Raw genomic sequence first — 21117 nt, 5'->3', positions numbered from 1 at the left:
CGCATCGGCGTCGGCCACGACCGGCTCATCGGCCTTTTCGCCGGCCTCCTCGCCCGCGCCGATGCGCACGACGACGACGGTGATGTTGTCGTGGCCACCGAGGGCCAGCGCCCCCTCGACGAGCTCGTCGACGGCGTCCTGGGCGGTCTCGCTCCGCGCGAGCACCTCGGCGATCTCCTCATCCGGCAGCTCGCCGGTCAGGCCGTCCGAGCAGAGCAGCAGCTGGTCCCCGGGCTCGGTCTCGAAGACGAAGTAGTCCGCGCGCGGGGGCTCCATCCCGCCGCCGAGCGCGCGCGTGATCACGTTGCGCCGCGGGTCGACCCGAGCCTGCTCGGCCGTCATCATCCCGGCGTCCACGAACTCCTGGACCTGCGAATGGTCGACCGTGACCTGCTCGAGCACACCCTCGCGCACACAGTAGGTCCGCGAATCACCGATGTTGAACACCAGCCAGTGCGGTGCATCGTCGCGGGTGATGAGCACCGCCCCGGTGGCCGTCGTACCGGCCCGGCGCTCGCTCGAGGTGTCCACCTCGCCGATCCGGTCCTGAGCCCGCACGAGCAAGTCGTCGACGGCCTCGCGCGTCGCGTCCTGCTCCTGACCCACCGCGACCGTCGACAACACCTCGAGGGCGATCTCACTGGCGACTTCGCCGGCCTCGTGCCCGCCCATGCCGTCGGCCAGGAGGATCAGGCCGGGTTGCACCACGGCCGCATCCTCGTTGGCCTCGCGCACGCTGCCGACATTGCACGCCACGGCCCACTCCAGCCGGAGTCCGGCGATATCGTGGTGGCCGGCGGCGACATCGTCGCGGACGAACCCCGGCACGCTCACGCGCTGATTCACCAACCCCGCTCGGCGAGCCGGTGCGGGACCGGGATGTCGTCGACGTTGATGCCGACCATCGCCTCGCCGAGTCCGCGCGACACCTTGGCGAGCATGCCCGGGTCGTCGTGGAAGGTGGTCGCCTTGACGATCGCCGCGGCGCGCTGCTCCGGATTGCCCGACTTGAAGATGCCCGAGCCCACGAAGACGCCCTCGGCGCCGAGTTGCATCATCATCGCGGCGTCGGCCGGCGTGGCGATGCCCCCGGCGGTGAAGAGCGTGACCGGGAGCTTGCCCGCCTTGGCGACCTCGGCGACCAACTCGTAGGGCGCCTGCAGTTCCTTGGCCGCGACGTAGAGCTCGTCCTCGGGCAGCGAGGTCAGCCGGCGGATCTCGTCGCGGATCTTGCGCATGTGCGTCGTCGCGTTGGACACGTCCCCGGTGCCCGCCTCGCCCTTCGAGCGGATCATCGCGGCACCCTCGGTGATGCGGCGCAGCGCTTCGCCGAGATTCGTCGCGCCGCAGACGAACGGCACGGTGAACGCCCACTTGTCGATGTGGTTGCTGTAGTCCGCGGGGGTCAGCACCTCGGACTCGTCGATGTAGTCGACACCCAGGCTCTCCAGGATCTGCGCTTCGACGAAGTGGCCGATGCGGGCCTTGGCCATCACCGGGATGGTCACGGCCGCCTTGATGCCCTCGATCATGTCGGGATCACTCATCCGCGACACGCCGCCCTGCGCGCGGATGTCCGCGGGGACGCGCTCGAGGGCCATCACGGCCACCGCTCCGGCGTCCTCGGCGATCTTCGCCTGTTCCGGCGTGACGACATCCATGATGACGCCGCCCTTGAGCATTTCGGCCATGCCCCGCTTCACCCGCGAGGTGCCGACGTTCTCACTCACCTGACCCACTCCTGAAATTCAACCCGCCAATACCCGACCAGTCTAGGCCAGCCGCAGGTCACCGAACGTCCCAGGGCCGCCGGGCTAGGCGCTGACCCGCTCGGTGATCTCGAAGTAGGCCGGGAGCGGCGCGCGCCCGCCGAGCCGCAACCAGCGCACCGGACGTCGCTGGGCCAGGGCAAGGGTGTCGCGGACCGCGTCGTTGTAGAAGCGGCGCGCCAGGATCACCCGCGTCTGCGCGTCGGAGATCTCGGCGATCAGCTCGGTCGGGTGGGGTGTGATCCCCTTGGTGGCCACGGCCACCTTGCCGAGCAGGACCGACAGCTCGTTCTCGACATTCTCCCGATCGTCGATGCCGGTCGCCTCCGCCTCGTCGGCCAACCGGGCCAGCCCGGTGCCCAACTGCTGCAGACCGTCGTCGTCGCGCTCGCGCAGGGCCGCGGCGATCGCCCGCGCCACGACGGCGCGCCGGTCGAGTGCGGCCACCAGCGACTGCCGGGCGAGGTCGGTGCGCACGTGCAGCCGGTCGAGTCGGTTCGCGACCCGGTAGGCCCACAGCAGCACCGCCACGACCACGACCGCGGCCACCACGATCAGGCCGATTCCAATTCCGTCCACACCGATCCCCCGGGTTCAGTCCGCGATCACGACGGGGCCCGCGCCCACCGTCACCGTCTCGTAGACGCGCATGATCTGATCGGCCACGCGCGACCAGTCGTAGCGCCAGGCCTGTTCCGAACCGATGCGGACCTGCTCGGCCCGGCCCTCGTCGTCGGTCAGCAGGTCGATCACGCCGGCGGCCAGCTCGGACGCCGATCCGGTTTCGACCAGGCGACCCGCGCGCCCGTTGTCCAACACCCGTCGGAAGGCGTTGAGGTCGCTGGCGATGACCGCGGCGCCCGCGGCCATCGCCTCCACCAGGACGATGCCGAAACTCTCGCCGCCCAGGTTCGGCGCACAGTAGACGTCGGCCGACCGCAGCGCGCGCGCCTTCGTGGCGTCGTCGACCAGCCCCAGGAAGACCAGGTGCCCGGAGAGCTCACCGGCCCGTCGGCGCAGCGCCTCCTCGTTGCCGCCGCCGACCACCAGGACGGTGATGTCGGGGAAGGCCGCGACGATTTCCGGCAGGGCCCGCATCAGGATGTCGATGCCCTTGCGCGGCTCCCCGTAGCGGCCGAGGAACAGGATGGTGCGCCCGGCCCTCGGGTATCCGTCGAGCGGCTCGGCGTCGGCGAAGAAGGGAACGTTGATGCCGTTGGGGATCTCCACGGCGTCCGACCCGAGTGCCTCCATCTGCCATCGCCGCGCGAGTTCGGACACGGCGATCTTGCCCTTGATCCGCTCGTGGTAGGGCCGCAGCACGCCCTGGAAGACGCTCAGCACCAGCGACCTGGTCGTCGAGGTGTGGAAGGTGGTGACGATCGGCCCGTCGGCGACCATCAGCGACAGCATGGAGATGGACGGCGCGTTGGGTTCGTGCACGTGCAGCACGTCGAAGTCGCCCTCGGCGATCCAGCGCCGCAGCTCCCGATAGGCGCGCGGGGAGAAGGTCACGCGCGAGACCGAGCCGTTGTACGGGATCGCCAGCGCCGGACCGGCCGACACGACGTAATCGGGCAGCGCGACGTCGGCGCCCGCCGGGGCGAGCACGCTGACCTCGTGTCCGCGCTCGATGAAGACCTGGGCCAGTTCGACCACGTGCGCCTGGACCCCGCCGGGGATGTCGAAGGAGTACGGGCACACCATGCCGATCCTCATGGCGCTTCCTCGAGCCGTCGACGGCGGTCCGCGCTCCAATCGGCCTGCCACAGCGGCTGCAGCATGTGCCAATCCGCGGGGTGTGCGGCGATGTTGCGCTCGAATGCGGCGGCCAGTCCCTGGGTTGCCGCCTCGATTCCCCCGCTGACGTCGATGCGCTCGCCGATCGAGCAGTGCGAGTCCGGCTCCTCGTCGAACCAGTGGTGCGCCGGGAGCAGCGCGGCGCCCGTCTCGATCGCCAGCTTCGCCGGCCCCGCCGGCATGCGGGTCTGCTCGCCGAAGAAGGTGACCGGGATCCCGTGGCGGGCCAGGTCGCGATCGGCGAGTAGGCAGACGATGCCACCGTCGCGCAGCCGGGCGGCCAGCTCGACGAAGGGCGGCTGCTCTCCGCCGGAGAGCGGGAAGATCTCGAAGCCGAGGGATTCGCGGTAGTCGACGAAGCGTTGGAACAGCGATTCGGGCTTGAGCCGCTCGGCGACGGTCGAGAAGGTGCCGAAGTTCTGCACCAGCCAGACCCCGGCCATGTCCCAGTTGCCACTGTGCGGCAGGGCGCAGATGACACCCTTGCCCTGATCGTGCGCCTCGCGCAGCCGGCCCTGGTCGGGTGCGGCCATGTGCATCGTCGCGGCCGCCTGCGCGGGATCCATCGACGGCAGCCGGAACGACTCGCACCAGTACCGCATGTAGGAGGTCATGGCGTCGACGAGGAGCTGATCGGGCACGTCCTCCGGTCGCGCTCCGATCACCCGGGCCAGGTTGCGGCGCAGCTGCTCCGGTCCGCCGCCGCGTCGACCGAGTACCGAGCCGACGCGGTCGAACAGGCCGCGCGCCACGCCGTCGGGGGCGTACCGCAGCGCCGCCCACCCGGCGGCATAGCCCGCATCGGTGAGGCGCTCGGCGATACCGGCCCGCAGGTCCGCCACGTCGCTCAGTCCTCCCGCTCCGCGTCGGCATCGGACTGCGCATCGGCGACCAGGGGCTCCCGCGCACCGGGGGACGTGTAGATCGACCACATCCGCTGCCCGACGGTGATGATGCTCAACACCGCCAGCGACCACATGGCGATGTGGATGGCCCAGGTCCAGTGCAGGCCGGGGAAGTCGGTCAGGCCGGCGCCGGTCAGGCCGATGATCAGCCGTTCCGGCCGTTCGATCAGGCCTCCGTCGCCGTTGAGCCCGGCGGCCTCGGCCCGCGACTTCGCATAGGAGATGACCTGGGAGGTCACCAGGACGATCAGCGTCGCCACCAACAGCAACCGGTGTTGCTGGTCGACCGCCGCCCACCAGGCGAGGGCGCCGAAGATGGCACCGTCGGCGATCCGGTCACAGGTGGAGTCGAGCACCGCGCCGAACCGCGTGCCCCAGCCGCGGGCGCGGGCCATCGCACCGTCGACCATGTCGAGCATCACGAAGGCCCAGCACACCAGTGCGCCGGCGAACAGGTAGCCGTTGCCGAACAGCACGATCGCCGACGCCACGGTGATGACCGTGCCGATGACGGTCATGGCATCGGGCGTCAGACCGATGCGCAGCAGCGCACGGCCGATCGGATCGGTGACGGTGGAGACCGCCTGGCGGCCGCCGCGGAAGCTGATCACGCATCCTCCTCGAGGTTGCGCCACGCCTCGGCGAGCAGGGCGCGGGTGTCGTGCAGCAGCTGCGGGAGCACCTTGGTGTCGCCGACGACGGTGATGAAATTCGCGTCGCCGGTCCAGCGCGGCACGATGTGCTGGTGGATGTGCTCGGACAGCGAGCCACCGGCGGCCGAGCCGAGGTTCAGGCCCACGTTGAACGCATCCGGCGACGAGACCGCCTTGATCGCGCGGATCGTCTTCTGCGTGAACGCCATGAGTTCGGCCGACTCGGCGGCGGTCAGCGCCTCCAGTTCGGCGACCTGGCGATACGGCACGATCATCGTGTGGCCGGGGTTGTACGGGTACAGGTTCAGCACCGCGTACACCGTTTCGCCGCGCGCGACGACCAACCCGTCCTCGTCGGACATGCGCGGGATGTCCAGGAACGGGTGTCCGGTCAGCTCCCCGCCGTCGCTGGCGACGCGCGGCTGCTCGGCGGTGATGTAACTCATCCGGTACGGCGTCCACAGCCGCTGCAACCCGTCCTGCTCCATCATCGTCGCTCCTGGCTCATCGGCGCTTCCGGGCCGCCTCGATGAACTCCGCCATCGTATCGGCGGTCGGCGAGTCGTTGCGCCTCGATTCCTCCCACTCGTCGATCGCCGTGATGGCGTCGTCGACTGGCACCCCGTTGAGCTGGGTGCCGTCGCGGAAGCGGAAGCTGACGGCGTTCGCCTCCACGTCGCGCTCCCCGGCCAGGAGCATGAACGGGACCTTGGCGGTCGTGTGGTTGCGGATCTTCTTCTGCATGCGGTCGTCGGACAGGTCCACCTCGGCGCGCACGCGACGGCTCTTGAGCCGGCCGATCACCCCGTTCAGATGCGGCGCGAAGGCCTCGGCGACCGGGATCCCGACCACCTGGACCGGCGCCAACCAGACCGGGAACGCACCGGCGTAGTGCTCGGTGAGCACGCCGAAGAACCGCTCGATGGAACCGAACAGCGCGCGGTGGATCATGACCGGGCGCTTCTTGGTGCCGTCCGAGGCGGTGTATTCGAGCTCGAAGAGCTCCGGTTCGAAGAAGTCGAGTTGCAGGGTCGACATCTGCCAGGTCCGGCCGAGCGCATCCTTGGCCTGGACCGAGATCTTCGGGCCGTAGAACGCCGCGCCGCCCGGGTCGGGCACGAGGTCGAGCCCGGTCGACTCGCCGACCTTGCGGAGGGTCTCGGTGGCCTCTTCCCAGACCTCGTCGGTGCCCACGTACTTCTCCGGGTCCTTGGTGGACAGCTCCAGGTAGAAGTCGTCCAGGCCGTAGTCCTTGAGCAGCTGCAAGACGAATTCGAGGGTGCCGGTCAGCTCCTCGACGATCTGCTCCTGGGTGCAGTAGATGTGCGCGTCGTCCTGCGTGAAGCCGCGGGCACGCGTGAGTCCGTGCACGACGCCGGACTTCTCGTAGCGGTACACCGAACCGAATTCGAAGAGGCGCAGCGGCAGCTCGCGGTAGGAGCGCCCGCGGGAGCGGTAGATGAGGTTGTGCATCGGGCAGTTCATCGGCTTGACGTAGTAGTCCTGGCCGGGTTTGCGAACGGTGCCGTCCTCGTTGTACTCCGCATCGAGGTGCATCGGCGGGAACATGCCGTCGGCGTACCACTCGAGGTGCTTGGACACCTCGAACAGATGCCCCTTCGTCACGTGCGGGGTGTTGACGAACTCGTAGCCGGCCGCGGCGTGCTGCTCGCGCGAGTAGTCCTCCATCTCGCGGCGGATGACGCCGCCCTTCGGGTGGAAGACCGGCAGGCCCGAGCCGAGTTCGTCGGGGAAGCTGAACAGGTCGAGTTCGGCGCCGAGTCGCCGGTGGTCGCGCTTCTCTGCCTCGGCGAGACGGTCGAGGTGGGCGTCCAGCGCCTCCGTCGACTCCCAGGCCGTGCCGTAGACGCGCTGCAGATCGGCCAGGCTCTGGTCGCCGCGCCAGTAGGCGGCCGAGCTGCGGGTGAGCTTGAACGCCGGGATGTACTTGGTGGTGGGGACGTGCGGACCGCGGCACAGATCGCCCCAAATCCGTTCTCCCGTGCGGGGATTCAGATTGTCGTAGGCGGTGAGCTCTCCCCCACCGACCTCCATGACCTCCGGGTCGTCGCCGGCACCCTTGTCGTCGACGAGCTCGAGCTTGTACGGCTCGTCGGCGAGCTCGGCCTTGGCCTCCTCGGGGGAGCCGTACACCCGCCGGGAGAACCGCTGACCCGACTTGATGATCTTGCGCATGGACTTCTCGAGCTCGGCCAGATCCTCCGGCGTGAACGGCTCGGCGACGTCGAAGTCGTAGTAGAAGCCGTCGGTGATCGGCGGTCCGATGCCGAGCTTCGCCTCCGGGAACCGGTCCTGGACCGCCTGCGCCAGGACGTGCGCGGCCGAGTGTCGGATGACGCTGCGGCCGTCCTCGCTGTCGGCGGTCACCGGCTCGACGTCGGTGTCCGACTCCGGCGCCCAGGACAGGTCGCGCAGGTGGCCCTGCGGGTCGCGCACGACGACGATCGCCTGCGGGCCCTTGTTGGGTGCGTCGTGCTCGCGCAGCGCGGCCCCGGCGGTCGTCCCGGCGGGCACCCGGATGACGGGGGGCACGGCGGCTGGGGATGGCGACGACACGGACGGACTCCTCGGGCGTTGACGGTGGCCGCGCGAAGGGGATCGGCGGCGTCGGACGGGGTTCGCCCTAGATCGTATCCGTGGTGTCCGGCGCAAAGGTGTGGTGGTCCCAGCTGGGTTCGAACCAGCGACCTCTCGCGTGTGAGGCGAGCGCTCTTCCGCTGAGCTATGGGACCGCGGGTCGCCGGTGCCGGGAGCCCGCGGGCGGACCCATCGTCACTGTGGACCGTGGTGCGCGATACAGGGATTGAACCTGTGACCTCTTCCGTGTCAGGGAAGCGCTCTCCCGCTGAGCTAATCGCGCGGGTTTCAAGTCGGTGGACCCCACTTGAGTGGAGGTGGCGACGGGAATCGAACCCGTGTACACGGCTTTGCAGGCCGTTGCCTCACCACTCGGCCACACCACCATGCGAGGAACTCGCCTCGAGCGGATGACGGGATTCGAACCCGCGACCCTCACCTTGGCAAGGTGATGCGCTACCAGCTGCGCCACATCCGCATTCCGTCCGCTCCCACCCCGGTTACCCGGTGTGCTTGCGGTGCGAGTGGAAACACTAGCCGACCCGTGAACGCATTGCCAAATCTCCAGGTCGACGGCGTGCCGCTCGATTTTCGACCGGCCCGCCGCGACGCCCTCAGACGGCGTTGGCCTCGGCGAAGCGCGACAGCGCCAGCAGGCGCGACGTGGCGCGCAGGTACTTCTTGCGGTAGCCGCCGGCGAGCATCTCCTCGGTGAAGATCTCGTCGAGTTTGCAACCCGACGTGGTCAGCGGGATGCCGGCGTCGTAGAGGCGGTCGGCCAGGACGACCAGCCGCAGGGCGACGGACTGGTCGGTGGCCGGCGAGACGTCGGACACGCAGACCAGGGACACCCCGTCCACGAGCGCCTTGTACTTGGAGGGGTGCAGCGCGGCGAGGTGGTCGCAGAGGGCACCGAAGTCGTCGAGGCTCGCCCCGGGCGTCGACTCGGCCAATTCGACCAATGCGGCGTCGGTGCGCGGCTCGGGCGCCGGCGGCAGGTCGCGGTGTCGGTAGTCGGGCCCGTCGACGCGGACCGATTCGAAGATCGCCGAGAGTTTGCGGATCTCGCGCAGGAAGTCCTGTGCCGCGAACCGCCCCTCGCCCAGCTGGCCGGGCAACGTGTTGGAGGTGGTCGCGATCGACACGCCCTTCTCGCTGAGCTCGGTCAGCAGGCGGGACACCAGCATCGTGTCACCCGGGTCGTCGAGCTCGAACTCGTCGATGCAGATGACCGTGTGGTCGGCCAGCCGCTCCACGGTGTTGATGAAGCCCAGTGCGCCGACCAGCTGGGTCAGCTCGACGAAGGTCGCGAAGGCCTTCGGACCGGGCATCGCGTGATAGATCGACGCCAGCAGGTGGGTCTTGCCCACACCGAAACCACCGTCGAGGTACAGACCGATGCCGTGCGCCGTTCCGCCCTTGCGGAACAGGCCCCGCTTGCCCCCGCCGCGGACCTTCTTGGCCCGCTCGACGAAGTCGCGCGCGGCGGCCAGCGCGGCGGCCTGGCTCGGCTCGTCGGGGCTCGGGATGTAGGTGTCGAAGCTGACGTCGTCGAAGGTGGAGGGTGGGACCATCTCGGCGATGAGGGTCTCCGGGGCGACAACCGGGTTTCGATCACACAAATGCAGCGTCATGACCCTCGCAGCCTATCGGTCCCCGCCACAATGGTGTAGTGCAGATTCTTCGCAAAGCGAGCGACGTCACACCCGACGACCTGGCGGGCCTCTACGCCTATCCCGACGGCCCCGACCCGTGGGTCCGGGCCAACATGATCGCGAGCGTCGACGGCGCCGCTGGCCTGGAGGGCCGCAGCGGTGACCTGGCCCGCGACGGGGACAAGCAGATCTTCGACACCCTGCGCTCGTTGGCCGACGTCGTCGTGGTCGGGACCCACACGGCCCTCACCGAGGGCTACGGCCAACCGGACGGCCCGGCTCTGGCACTGGTCTCCCGCTCGTTGGCCATCCCCGCCGACTACCGGCCGCTGGGCGATGCGCACACGCTCGTCCTGACCTGCTCGACCGCTCCCACCCCGGCACGCCGGTCGCTGGCCGATGCCGGTGCGACGCTGGTCGACTGCGGGACCGACACCGTCGACCCGACCGCGATCGTCGCCGAGTGCGCACGCCGGGGATGGCGCCGGATCCTGCTGGAGGGCGGGCCCCGCCTATTGGGTTCCTTCGTCGCGGCCGATGCCCTCGACGAGCTGTGCCTCACGACCAGTCCGCTCCTCCTCGGCGGGACCGCGGCGCGGCCTGTCCACCTCGACGTCGAGGCGCCGCGGCCGATGCGGTGCACCCAGGTGCTGACCGATGACGACGGCTACCTCTATGCGCGGTGGGTCCGACCCGCGCGAACGGGCGACGGGGATCAGACCGCGGGCCCATCCTCCCGCTAGTCTCGGTGGCATGCAGTCCAACGGTGCGCGCACGGGGGCCATCGCCCGAATCCTGCTGCTCCCCCTGGCGGCGACTCTGGCGGCCGGTTGCGCCGTCGGGCCCGACGCGGGACCCGCGGTCGTCCACGACGGCGGCTCCAAGGGCGTGCGGACCAAGGAATCCACCAAGCCGGCCATCCCGGCACTGGCCGGCGTCAAGACCGACCTGGATTGGCGCGAGTGCCCGTCGTCCATGGCCGCCCGCTACGGGGCCTCCCCGGCCAAGGGCGTGACCGTTCGCTGCGCGACCATGCGCAATCCGGCCGACCCGAACACGGCCGGCGGTCAGTCGGTCACCGTGCCGCTGGTCAAGGTCTCGCTCCCGGCTACCCCGAGGACCGCCGCTCCGGTGGTCATGGTCACCGGTACGGACCTGCCCGCCGCGCAACTCGCACTGACCCTGGCGGGCGGTCCCGCCGGCACGGCGCTGCTGACCAAGCACCCGGTCGTCGCCGTCGAGCAGCGCGGCCTGGCCGATATCGACTGCATGACCCGCGCCGACCGCGCGGTCATCGCCGACGACGGTCTCGCCGCCTCCGACAACGACCCCAAGGCCCGCGTCAACCGTCTCGCCAAGGCCGCGCGCAGCGCCGCCGACTCGTGCACCGACACGCTCGACGACAATTCGCTGGCCTTCACCTACGCGCTGTCGGCCACCGACCTCGAGGCATTGCGCCTCAAGTGGGGCGTCGACCGGCTGGCCGTCCTCGGCGTCGGCACCGGCTCGGAGGTCGCGCTCGCCTATGCCGGGCAGTACGGCGACCGCGTCGGTCGGGTCGTGCTGGACTCCCCGACCCCCTACGGCGGGCCGGCCAAGTCGCGGGCCGCGACACGGGTGCGCGGCGTCGAGCAGGCGCTGGACACCTTCACCCGCCGCTGTACGACCGACACGGCCTGCCGCGGCAAGGAGGCCGACCCGGGCGCGCTGCTCAAGTCGGTCCTGGACAAGGCGCGCACCGGGGACCTCAAGGATCTCGGGGATGCCCAGGTCGCCCAGGCCGTGATGATCCAGGTCGGTCTGGCCACCGGCGACGACGCTCTGCGCGACCTGGTGGCGGCCCTCGGTGCGGCAAACGGCGGCAACACCGCCCCGCTTGCGACCATGGTCCGTCGCACGACGGCCCTGCAGTCCTCGGACGGCATGCTGGTGAGCCGCTGCAACAACGTCACCGGGACCGTCGGGCTCAACGAGATCGAAGGGCTGCTCGGCGACTGGGGCAAGCAATACCCGTTGCTGGGCACCACCGCGGCGATCGACCTGGCCCGCTGCACGGGCTGGGGAACGACGACCCCGCCGGCGGCCCCGACCTCCTTCCCCGTCGCTCCCCTGGTGTTCGCCCCCGGGGCCGATCCGGTGAACGGCAGCGACGCCGGCGCCCTGAACAAAGTGTTCGCCGACGCCGGAGTCGCCCCCACGACCGTCAGCTGGGACGGCGTCGGATACTCGGTGCTCGCCCACAGCGACTGTGCGGCCGCGATGGTCGTGGACTATCTGGACGCCGACGCACTGGGCGGCGACCGCACCCGGGCGTGCCCCGCCGGTTGACGACGGTCGGCGGGTGGCGGGCCCGCTTGTAGTACGGTTCGCTCGTGACGATTGCAGACCGTTACCTGTTCCCCCCGGTGCCGACCGAGCGCATCATCAAGGCGATCCTGTGGCCGATCAGCATCATGATGATCTTCCACAAGACCGTCGTGCTGGCGATCAACGGCGACCGCACCGACGACTTCAAGCCCGTGTACGAGGCCGCCCTGCGGTTCCTCAACGGGGGCACGGTCTACGGCGAGAGTTACACGACCGTCGAGCCGCACTACCTCTACCCCCCGTCGGGCACGCTGCTGATGGCGCCGATCGCCTACCTCGACCCGGAGCGGTCGCGGTGGGTGTTCCTGGCACTGTCGGTCGTCGCACTGTTGATCTCGGCGTACGTGTTGACCAGGCTTTTCGGCTATAAGGCCACCTCGTGGGTGCTGCCCGCGGTCATCTTCTTCTTCTTCCTCAGCGAGTCGGTGACCGCCACGCTGGTGTACACGAACTTCAACTCCTTCGTGCTGCTGAGCCTCGTGCTGTTCCTGTGGTGGCTCAAGGCCGGCCGACCGTGGCTCGCGGGAATCGCCGTCGGGCTGACGATCGCGGTGAAGCCCGTGCTCCTGCCGGTGTTGCTGCTGCCGTTGCTCAAGAAGGGCATGTGGCGCGCACTCATCCCGGCGCTGGGCATCCCGGTGTTGCTGAACGTCATCGCGTGGCCGCTGGTCCCGGACACCGACAACTTCATGGACAAGACGTTCCCGTATCTGCGGGAGACGCGCGATTACTACAACAACTCGGTCGGCGGTCTGGGCACCTTCTACGGCCTGCAGCCGTGGCTCATCCTGCTGTTGCGCGTGATGTTCGTGGTGATGGCCGCGTTCTGCGTCTGGTTCCTGTGGCGCTACTACCGCGACAAGGACGAGGTGCTGTGGCTGACGGCCTCCTCGGGCGTCCTGCTGACCGCGTCGTTCCTGGTGGGCCCGCTCGGCCAGGGCTACTACTCGATGCTCCTGTTCCCGCTGGTGATGACCGTGATTCGGCCCGGGTCGCCGATGCGCAACTGGCCGGCGTGGCTGGGCGTCTACGGCTGTATGACCGTCGACATCTATTACACGATCCGCAACCCGCGATCGGAGCACCTCCCGACCAACTGGGAGGCCTTCGGCACCAACATGGACATGTTGACCGTCACGTGGGGCTGGTCGCTGTTGCTGATCGCGGTGTTCTTCTCGCTGCTCTGGCGCTATCTGGACCTGCGCGCCGGCGACCGCGAGCCGGCCGCGCTTACAGTGGAAGCGTGAGCGAGGAAACCACCGACTTCTCCGCGCTGTCCGACGAGGAATGGGCGCGGCGGCTGACGCCGACCGAATTCCGGGTGCTGCGCCGGGCGGGCACCGAACCGCCCTTCACCGGCGAGTACACCGACGTCACGACCACCGGCGTGTACCGGTGTCGCGCGTGCAACGCCGAACTGTTCCGCAGCGACGCCAAATTCGAGTCACACTGCGGCTGGCCGTCGTTCTTCACGCCGCTGGCCGGCGACACGGTCATCGAGCGGCGGGACGCCTCCCTGGGGACGGTGCGCACCGAGGTCCTGTGCGCGAACTGCCACAGTCACCTGGGCCACGTCTTCGCCGGCGAGGGCTATGACACCCCGACCGATCAGCGCTACTGCATCAACTCGGTCTGCCTGACGCTCGAGCCGGACGACCGCAACCCCTAGGGGAGCTTTGCGACGAGCGCGGCCGGATCGACCCGCGGTCCGGTGAAGAACGGGATCTCGACGCGCACGTGGCGGCGCGCCTCGGTGGCCCGCAGGTCGCGCATGAGGTCGACGATCCGGTGCAGTTCGGGCGCCTCGAAGGCCAACAGCCACTCGTAGTCGCCCAGTGCGAAGGCGGGCACCGTGTTGGCCCGCACATCCTTGTAACCGCGGGCCTCCTTGCCGTGATCGGCGAGCATGGTGCGACGCTCCTCGTCGGGCAGCAGGTACCAGTCGTACGAGCGCACGAACGGGTACACGCAGACGTAGTTGCCCGGGTCCTCCCCCGCCAGGAAGGCCGGGATGTGGCTCTTGTTGAACTCGGCCGGCCGGTGCAACGCCGAGGCGCTCCAGAAGGCGTCGCTCGCGCGGCCGACGGCGGTGTCGCGCCGCAGGCGCTGGTAGGCGTCCTGCAGCTCCTCGATGGTCTCGGCGTGCCACCAGATCATGTAGTCGGAGTCGCCACGCATCCCGGCCACGTCGTACACCCCGCGCACGACGAGGCCGTCGCGCTGGATCTCCTCGAGGAAGGCGGCGAATTCGGCGCCGGCGGCATCCCTATCGGTGAGCTCGCCGGGGCGCACGGTGAACACCGAGAACATCAGGTAGCGGATGGTGTTGTTGAGTTCGTCGTAGTTCAAACGGGCCATGATCCCAAGCTACCCCCGGGCCAGATGCGCCCGAACGGCGGCAGCCGCCCCACGGGCCTGCGCGATGCAGGCCGGCACCCCGACGCCCCGGTAGGCGGCGCCGGCCACCGCGACCCCGGCGGGCAGGCCGGCCAGGATCGCGGCCACGCGTTCGGTGTGCCCGGGCGCGTAACACGGCAATCCGCCGGGCCACCGTTGGACGGCGGCGTCGACGACTCCCGGCACCTCGTCGCACACCTGCGCAAGCGCGGCGGCCGCCGTCCGCACGAGGTCGGCATCGGTGCCGGTCACCGGCTCGCCCAGCCGCCCGAAGGACGCTCGCAGCCGTACCCGGCCGTCCGGGCCGGCGTAGTGGTCCCATTTGCGCGAACTGATGGTGATCGCCTTGACCGCGTTCGCGGACTCGCCGCGGGCGAGTTCCTCGCCGGTCGCCGCCAAGATGCCGGAATGGTCGGGCACACGCGCGGCGGGGGCGAGGGCGAGGGCGACCACCGCGGACGGTGCGGTGGCGATGTCGGCGAGCACCCCGGCACTGTCGGCCGCGACGTCGGCCAATTGTCCGGCCGCGACGGGCGCGGGCGTCGCGACGATCACCGCGTCATGGCGCTGCCCGTCCACCGACCATCCCGCGCCCTCGCCGCGGATCGCGGCGACCGGGGTGCGCAAGTGCAGAACCGGTGCGGATGACTCGACCAGGGCGTCCACCAACACCCGATAGCCGCCGCGCAGCGCACCGAAGACCGGTGAGCTGGGCGCCTCCGGCGACGGCAGGAGCGCGGCGACGGCTGCCGTCAGACTCGGCGCCCCCTCGTCGAGGCGGGCCGCCAGCGCCGGCATTGCGGCGCGCACACCGATGTCGCGGGACAGGCAGGAGTACACACCGCCGATCATCGGGTCCACGCTGCGCGCCACCACGGACGGACCGAAGCGGTCGGCCACCAGGTCTCCGATCGAGGCGTCGGCACCGGGCGTCCAGGCCAACGGCCGTCGCGGCTCGGCCGTCATGCGCTCGAGGTCCTCGTCGTCGGCGACCGTCCGCACGGCATCGGGCGAGGCCGGAATGCCCATCCACGCCGGCGTCGGCAACGGATTCAGCCGACCGCGCGCCCAGACCGCCGGGCGGGCCCCGGTCGGTACGACGATCTGATCGGCCAGCCCCAGCTCGACGACCAGGTCGCGCGCCTCGGGACGTCGCAGCACGAAGGCCTCGGCCCCGACGTCGGTGTACCGGCCGGCCACGTCGGCGCCGTGCAGCAGCCCGCCGACCCGATCGGAGGCCTCATAGAGGACGATCGTCACGTCCGGTCCGAGTGAGCGCCGCAGCTCGTGGGCGGCGACCAGCCCCGAGAGCCCGGCGCCGATGATCGCGATTCGGCTCACGCCGAGTGCACCAGCTCTACGGCCCGCGTGATCGCCTCGGGGTCGGTGTCGGGAAGCACGCCGTGGCCGAGGTTGAAGATATGGCCCCGCGCGCCGGACGCGAGCGCGCGATCCGCGTCGGCAATCACCCGCGACACGTGTTCGGCGAGCACGCGCTCACCGGCGAACAGGACAGCGGGGTCGAGGTTGCCCTGCAGGGCCTTGCCCGGCCCGATGCGCGCGGCCGCCTCGTCCAGCGGCACCCGCCAGTCGACGCCCATGACGTCGGCCCCCGTCTGGGCCATCGGGGCGAGCAGTTCGCCGGTGCCGACGCCGAAGTGGATGCGCGGCACGTCGTAGTCGGCGATCTCGGCGAAGACGCGGGTGCTGTGCGGGGCCACGAATGTCTCGTAGTCGCGCCGCGACAGCATGCCCGCCCAGGAGTCGAACAGCTGAACGGCTTCGACACCGGCGTCGAGCTGGACGCGCAGGAAGGCGACCGTGATGTCGGCCAGGCGGCCCATGAGCGCGTGCCAGCGGTCTGGCTGGCCGTACATCATCGCCTTGGTGTGCGTGTAGTTCCGGCTCGGCCCGCCCTCGATCAGGTACGAAGCGAGCGTGAACGGAGCTCCCGCGAATCCGATGAGGGCGGTCGGCGTCGACGCCAGCTCTGCACGCAGCAACTGCACGGCCTTCGCCACGGCCCCGACCGCGTCGGGCTCGAGTCGGGCGATCGACTCCACATCCGCCGCCGTGCGCACCGGTTCGGCGATGACCGGCCCGGTCCCGGCGACGATGTCCAGGTCGATGCCGGCCGCTTTGAGGGGCACCACGATGTCGGAGAACAGGATCGCGCCGTCGGTGTCGTGTCGGCGGACCGGCTGCAGGGTGATCTCGCAGACCATCTCCGGGTCGAAGCAGGCTTCGAGCATGCCGCGGTTGGCGCGCAGGGCCCGGTACTCGGGCAACGACCGCCCGGCCTGGCGCATGAACCACACCGGTCGCCGGGATGGCTGGCGCCCGGCTGCGGCGTCGAGCAGCGGTTTGTCGGTCACGGCGACCACTGTAGCGGCAGCGGCCCGGGGCCCGGCCCGGCGCGCCTCCCACCGACGCGGGGGCGCCCGTCCTAGGTTGGACCGGTGATCGGATCAGGTACCCCGGAGAGCGGTACCACGGCGAGTCGGGCGGGCGATCCCGCCGATTTCACCGCCGCCGTGGCGTCCCTGCAGGCCGCCGCCGTGCGGCCGGACATCGACGTCAGCCCCATCCGCCCACCGCAACGACTCGCGCCGTACAGCTACGCCGTCGGCGCCGAGGTGCGCACCGAGGATTCCGAGGACGTCCCCACCGACTCCTCCGGGTCGGCTTTCGGGCGCCTCATCGTCCTATACGACCCGGACGGCAACGACGCGTGGAGCGGCACCATCCGCCTCGTGGCCTACATCCAGGTCGACGTCGAGGCCGACTTGGCGACCGACCCGATGCTGCCGGAGGTCGCCTGGAGCTGGCTCACCGACGCCCTGGGCGTCGCGGAGGGCGAGGATTCGACGCCGACCGGAACCGGTCCCTCCGCCCCGGCCCTCACCGCGCTCGGCGGCACCGTGACCTCGACCAGCTCGGTGCGCTACGGCGACATCGCGGGCCCGCCGCGCGCCCATCAGCTCGAGCTGCGCGCCTCATGGACCGCTCTCGACCCCACCCTCGCGCCCCACCTCGAGGCGTTCTGCGAGGTGCTCGCCACCGCCGCGGGCCTCCCGCCCACCGGCGTGACCGCCCTCAAGTCCACCGACTGAGGTCCCGATGACCGAAACCGACACCCCCGACGAGGCGCCGGCCACCACGCCGTTGCTCGCACCGGCCGACGGCGTGCCCGATGTGCTCGTCGAACCGGCCGAGTTCGCCGACGCGGCCGGGCGCCTGGCGGCCGGTTCGGGACCCATCGCGCTGGACACCGAGCGGGCCTCCGGATTCCGCTATTCCCAGCGCGCCTACCTCGTGCAGATCCGGCGCAACGGGTCGGGCACCTTCCTGATCGACCCGATCAGTCATCCCGACGCCCTCACGTCGGTCATCGACGCGCTCGACGGACCGCAGTGGGTGCTGCACGCCGCCGACCAGGACCTGCCCTGCCTGCGCGAGTTGGGGATGCGCTGCCAGGACCTCTACGACACCGAGCTGGCCGGTCGGCTCCTCGGTCTGAACCGGGTCAACCTGGCCGCGATGACCGCCCACTTCCTGGGCTACGAACTCCGCAAGGGCCACGGCGCCGCCGACTGGTCCAAGCGGCCGCTACCCGACGACTGGCTCAACTATGCGGCGCTGGACGTCGAGATGCTGGTCGAACTGCGCGACGCGATGGACGCCCGCCTGCGCGCGGAGGGCAAGGACGGTTGGGCCGCGCAGGAGTTCGCGTACATCCTGCAGCGCCCGCCCAATCCTCCACGGGTGGACCGGTGGCGCCGCACCTCCAACATTCACAGCCTCAAGTCGCCGCGGCAGCTCGCCGCGGTGCGCGAGTTGTGGGAGTCGCGCGAGGAGTTGGCCCGTCAGCGCGACGTGGCCCCGGGTCGGGTGTTGCCGGACTCGGCGATCATCGATGCGGCCGCCACCGACCCCACCACCATCGACGAACTCACCGCGCTCAAAGTCTTCGGCGGTCCGCGCCAGCGCCGACACGCCAAGCGTTGGCTGGCCGCGCTGCACCGCGCCCGCGAGCTCCCCGACTCCGACCTGCCGCGACGCTCGGCACCGACGATCGGGCTGCCCCCGGTCAACCGGTGGGACCAGCGCAACCCCGAGGCCGCAGCACGCGCGGCGGCGGTCCGCCCGGCCGTCGCCGAGGTCGCCGAGTCGGTGTCGGTGCCCGCGGAGAACCTGCTGGCCCCGGAACTGGTCCGCCAGCTGTGCTGGAACGGTGTGGCCGCCGACCCTGACGCCGTCGATGAAGCCCTCGCCGCCGGACACGCGCGCCCGTGGCAGCGGGAATTGACCCGCGAGGCCATCGCGGTGGCGCTGGGGCAGGTGGAGGGCTAGCCGGCGTCGCCGGCGATGGGCGCGTCCTCGCCGGCCGGGTCCATGCGGCGGGAGACCGTCGCGGTGATCGTGCGGGACAGTTCCCTCGCGGTCAGGCCGAGGTCGCCGAGGATCTCGCCCCTCGACGCCGCGGCCACGAACTCCTTCGGGATGCCGCGCTGCATGACCGGCACGGTCAGCCCCGCGGCGGCCATCGCGTCGATGATCGCCGAGCCGACACCACCGTCGACCAGCCCGTCCTCCAGTGTCACCACGAGTCGGTGGTCGCCGGCCATGTCGACGATCGAGCCCGGTACGGGGAGAACCCATCGCGGATCGACGACGGTGGTCTCTATCCCCTGCTTGTCCAGCAGGTCGGCGGTGTCACACGCCATCGCCGCAAAGGCGCCCACACCGACGATGAGCACATCCCCCGCCGGGCGCGCCGATCCGAGGTTGCCGCGTCGCAGCACGTCCACCCCGTCGGCGGTCCGCTCGACAGCGCGGATGTCCTCGGGCACGGCGCCCTTGGCGAAGCGGAGGGCCGTCGGCCCGTCGTCGGTGCCCAGCGCCTCGTCGAGTTCCTCGCGGAGCCGGACCGCGTCGCGCGGGGCGGCCACCCGCAAACCGGGCACCATCGCCATCAGCGAGAGGTCCCACATGCCGTGGTGGCTGGGCCCGTCCGGGCCGGTGATACCGGACCGGTCGAGCACCAGGGTGACCGGCTGGTCCAGCAGGGCCACGTCCATCAGCAACTGGTCGAAAGCGCGGTTCAGGAAGGTCGAGTAGATCGCGACGACCGGGTGCATGCCGCCCAATGCCAGACCCGCCGCCGAGGTCAGGGCGTGCTGTTCGGCGATGCCGACGTCGTACAACCGGCCTGGAAAGCGCTCCCCGAAGGCGGCCAGGCCGGTGGGCGCCGCCATCGCCGCGGTGATCGCGACGACGTCACCCCGGCGCGACCCCGCCTCGACCAGGGCGGTGGAGAACACCGACGTCCAGTCCTGCGCGGTCACCGATGCGGGCCGCCCGGTGACCGGGTCGATCACGCCGATGCCGTGCATCTGGTCCTCTTCGTGGTCCTCGGCCGGGCCGTAGCCGTTGCCCTTGCGGGTGACCGCGTGCACGATGACCGGTCCGCCGAACGACTTGGCCTGGCGCAGGGCGCTCTCGAGCGCACCGATGTCGTGGCCGTCGACCGGCCCCACGTACTTCAGGCCGAGGTCGGAGAAGAGTGCCTGCGGGGCGAGGAGGTCCTTGATGCCGGTCTTCATCCCGTGCACCACCGCATAGGCGGGGTCGCCGACGACCGGCACCTGCTTGAGGAGCTTGCGCCCCTCGTCGAGGAAACGCTCGTAGCCGGGCTGCAGGCGCAGGCCGGAGAGGTGCTGCGCAAGGCCGCCGATGGTCGGGGCGTAGGAGCGGCCGTTGTCGTTGATCACGATCACCACCGGGCGGTTCGCCGCGGCGATGTTGTTCAGCGCCTCCCAACACATGCCGCCGGTGAGCGCCCCGTCACCGACGACGGCCACGACGGTGCGCTTCTCGTCACGCAACTCGAAGGCCTTGGACAGCCCGTCCGCGTAGGACAGCGCCGCCGACGCGTGGGAGGACTCCACCCAGTCGTGCGAGCTCTCCGCGCGATCCTGGTAGCCGGTCAACCCGTCGCGCTGGCGCAGGCTGTCGAACTCGTCGGCGCGCCCGGTCAGGATCTTGTGGACGTAGCACTGATGACCAGTGTCGAAGATCACCGGATCGCGGGGGGAGTCGAAGACCCGGTGGATGGCCATCGTCAACTCGACGACACCGAGGTTGGGGCCGAGGTGCCCACCGGTCGCCGACACCTTCGCGACCAGGAACCGCCGGATCTCCTCGGCGAGTCGATCCATTTCCTCGCTGGTCAGGCCGGACAGGTCGGCCGGCGAGTGGATCGACTCCAACAGACTCATCGTCGAGTCCTCCTGTCGGTTGGGCGGGCTGGGTGCGCGGGCCGGCGCACGGTGGTTTCAGTCTACGGACGTTTCGGCGCGCACCAGTAGCGCCATCGCCTCGACGTGATGGGTCAGCGGGAAGGCGTCGAATCCGCGCACCGCCGTCAACCGGTATCCGGCGGCACTGACTCGGCCGATGTCGCGGGCGAAGGCGGCGGGGTCACAGCCGACGTGCACGATCGCGGTCGGCCCGGCGGCGACGACGGCGTCGACCACGGCGGCGCCGGCTCCCTGACGCGGCGGATCGAGGATGACCGCGCCGGGGGCCGGCAGGTCGGCCAGGCTCGACGGAGACACGGGGGCGCGCACGGTTCGGACGGGCTCGCCGGCGAAGACCACGGCGGCGGCCGCCAGCGCGGCGGCATCGGTGTCGACGACGTGGACCTCGGCGGCACCGAGGTCGAGTGCGGCAGCGGCGAACACCCCGGCCCCGCCGTAGAGGTCCCAGACCACGGCTGCGCTCGCCCACGGCGCCAACCACTCGCCCACTTGGCGCGCATACGCCGCCGGAGCGCCGCGGTGGGCCTGCCAGAATCCTCGGGCGGGCAGCTCCCAGCGGCGGCCGCCGACGCGATAACCGGCGGTGCCGGTGCCGGTCAGCGTGCGAACGGTCGTCGGACGCGCGCCACGGGCCCGACGCCGCTGGGCGG

19 protein-coding genes, 4 tRNA genes and 1 pseudogene are annotated in these 21117 nt (G+C 70.6%); 6 read left to right on the top strand and 18 right to left on the bottom strand.

The annotated features are described in order from the left end of the window. The 13 genes from QM634_RS02295 to zapE form a co-directional block, all read right to left on the bottom strand. Positions 1-834, bottom strand: an 834-nt coding sequence (locus QM634_RS02295; RefSeq protein WP_415041154.1) for a PP2C family protein-serine/threonine phosphatase, incomplete at its 3' end; no start/stop codon positions are given. 8 nt (positions 835-842) lie between these two features. Continuing rightward, the gene (pdxS, locus tag QM634_RS02290) at positions 843-1730 is read right to left on the bottom strand and encodes a pyridoxal 5'-phosphate synthase lyase subunit PdxS (protein WP_415041153.1); all 888 of its coding nucleotides are present in this window, start codon (positions 1728-1730) and stop codon (positions 843-845) included. An 84-nt stretch (positions 1731-1814) separates the two neighbouring features. After that, positions 1815-2348: an NUDIX hydrolase gene (locus QM634_RS02285; protein ID WP_415041152.1), complete on the bottom strand. Its 534-nt coding sequence runs from the start codon at positions 2346-2348 to the stop codon at positions 1815-1817. 15 nt (positions 2349-2363) lie between these two features. Then, positions 2364-3488: a glycosyltransferase family 4 protein gene (locus QM634_RS02280; RefSeq protein ID WP_415041151.1), complete on the bottom strand. Its 1125-nt coding sequence runs from the start codon at positions 3486-3488 to the stop codon at positions 2364-2366. Further along, entirely contained in the window at positions 3485-4420 is a 936-nt protein-coding gene (locus QM634_RS02275) for a phosphatidylinositol mannoside acyltransferase (RefSeq protein WP_415041155.1), read from the bottom strand. Before QM634_RS02275 ends, QM634_RS02280 begins: the two co-directional genes overlap by 4 nt. Continuing rightward, positions 4417-5085 (bottom strand): phosphatidylinositol phosphate synthase, encoded by a 669-nt coding sequence (pgsA, locus tag QM634_RS02270; protein WP_415041150.1) that lies wholly within the window; start codon positions 5083-5085, stop codon positions 4417-4419. The genes QM634_RS02275 and pgsA overlap by 4 nt, the downstream gene beginning before the upstream one ends. Next, a complete protein-coding gene (locus QM634_RS02265) occupies positions 5082-5618 on the bottom strand; it encodes an HIT family protein (protein WP_415041149.1) in 537 nt (178 codons plus the stop codon). Before QM634_RS02265 ends, pgsA begins: the two co-directional genes overlap by 4 nt. A gap of 13 nt (positions 5619-5631) precedes the next feature. Next, positions 5632-7704, bottom strand: a complete 2073-nt coding sequence (gene thrS / locus QM634_RS02260; protein ID WP_415041148.1) for a threonine--tRNA ligase — start codon at positions 7702-7704, stop codon at positions 5632-5634. Between the two features lie 101 nt (positions 7705-7805). Further along, positions 7806-7880: transfer RNA gene (locus QM634_RS02255), tRNA-Val, on the bottom strand. A gap of 53 nt (positions 7881-7933) precedes the next feature. Beyond that, positions 7934-8008, bottom strand: a tRNA-Val gene (locus tag QM634_RS02250). 29 nt (positions 8009-8037) lie between these two features. Continuing rightward, a tRNA-Cys gene (locus QM634_RS02245) sits at positions 8038-8111 on the bottom strand. 19 nt (positions 8112-8130) lie between these two features. Further along, positions 8131-8203: transfer RNA gene (locus tag QM634_RS02240), tRNA-Gly, on the bottom strand. Between the two features lie 136 nt (positions 8204-8339). Beyond that, the gene (gene zapE / locus QM634_RS02235) at positions 8340-9359 is read right to left on the bottom strand and encodes a cell division protein ZapE (protein WP_415041147.1); all 1020 of its coding nucleotides are present in this window, start codon (positions 9357-9359) and stop codon (positions 8340-8342) included. 38 nt (positions 9360-9397) lie between these two features. Between zapE and QM634_RS02230 the strand changes: the two genes are divergently transcribed. From QM634_RS02230 to msrB, 4 genes are read left to right on the top strand one after another with little or no spacing between them, the layout of a single operon-like run. Further along, on the top strand, positions 9398-10123 hold the full coding sequence (locus tag QM634_RS02230) for a pyrimidine reductase family protein (RefSeq protein WP_415041146.1): 726 nt from the start codon (positions 9398-9400) through the stop codon (positions 10121-10123). 10 nt (positions 10124-10133) lie between these two features. Next, entirely contained in the window at positions 10134-11708 is a 1575-nt protein-coding gene (locus QM634_RS02225; protein WP_415041145.1) for an alpha/beta hydrolase, read from the top strand. Between the two features lie 44 nt (positions 11709-11752). Continuing rightward, entirely contained in the window at positions 11753-12994 is a 1242-nt protein-coding gene (locus tag QM634_RS02220) for a glycosyltransferase family 87 protein (protein WP_415041144.1), read from the top strand. Continuing rightward, a complete protein-coding gene (gene msrB, locus QM634_RS02215; protein ID WP_415041143.1) occupies positions 12991-13416 on the top strand; it encodes a peptide-methionine (R)-S-oxide reductase MsrB in 426 nt (141 codons plus the stop codon). The genes QM634_RS02220 and msrB overlap by 4 nt, the downstream gene beginning before the upstream one ends. On the opposite strand, the gene hemQ is transcribed toward msrB, so the two are convergent. The 3 genes from hemQ to hemE are packed head-to-tail and all read right to left on the bottom strand — an operon-like array spanning position 13413 to position 16528. Then, positions 13413-14105: a hydrogen peroxide-dependent heme synthase gene (gene hemQ / locus QM634_RS02210; RefSeq protein ID WP_415041142.1), complete on the bottom strand. Its 693-nt coding sequence runs from the start codon at positions 14103-14105 to the stop codon at positions 13413-13415. The genes msrB and hemQ overlap by 4 nt on opposite strands. Positions 14106-14114: 9 nt before the next feature. Continuing rightward, entirely contained in the window at positions 14115-15485 is a 1371-nt protein-coding gene (locus tag QM634_RS02205; protein WP_415041141.1) for an FAD-dependent oxidoreductase, read from the bottom strand. Beyond that, entirely contained in the window at positions 15482-16528 is a 1047-nt protein-coding gene (hemE, locus tag QM634_RS02200) for a uroporphyrinogen decarboxylase (protein ID WP_415041140.1), read from the bottom strand. The genes QM634_RS02205 and hemE overlap by 4 nt, the downstream gene beginning before the upstream one ends. A 75-nt stretch (positions 16529-16603) precedes the next feature. Here hemE and QM634_RS02195 point away from each other — a divergent pair, with 75 nt between their 5' ends. Then, a complete protein-coding gene (locus QM634_RS02195) occupies positions 16604-17257 on the top strand; it encodes a DUF3000 domain-containing protein (protein ID WP_415041139.1) in 654 nt (217 codons plus the stop codon). A gap of 7 nt (positions 17258-17264) precedes the next feature. Next, on the top strand, positions 17265-18497 hold the full coding sequence (locus QM634_RS02190) for an HRDC domain-containing protein (protein ID WP_415041138.1): 1233 nt from the start codon (positions 17265-17267) through the stop codon (positions 18495-18497). On the opposite strand, the gene dxs is transcribed toward QM634_RS02190, so the two are convergent. Together dxs and QM634_RS02180 are read right to left on the bottom strand one after the other, a co-directional pair. Then, positions 18494-20425 (bottom strand): 1-deoxy-D-xylulose-5-phosphate synthase, encoded by a 1932-nt coding sequence (dxs, locus tag QM634_RS02185; RefSeq protein WP_415041137.1) that lies wholly within the window; start codon positions 20423-20425, stop codon positions 18494-18496. The two genes, QM634_RS02190 and dxs, sit on opposite strands and share 4 nt — an antisense overlap. Positions 20426-20482: 57 nt before the next feature. Then, a pseudogene (locus QM634_RS02180) lies at positions 20483-21117 on the bottom strand (class I SAM-dependent RNA methyltransferase); the annotation flags it as partial.

Source organism: Gordonia sp. (in: high G+C Gram-positive bacteria) (assembly GCF_047606305.1).
Classification (GTDB): Bacteria; Actinomycetota; Actinomycetes; order Mycobacteriales; family Mycobacteriaceae; genus Gordonia.
This window is presented reverse-complemented; position numbering and strand designations above follow the sequence as displayed.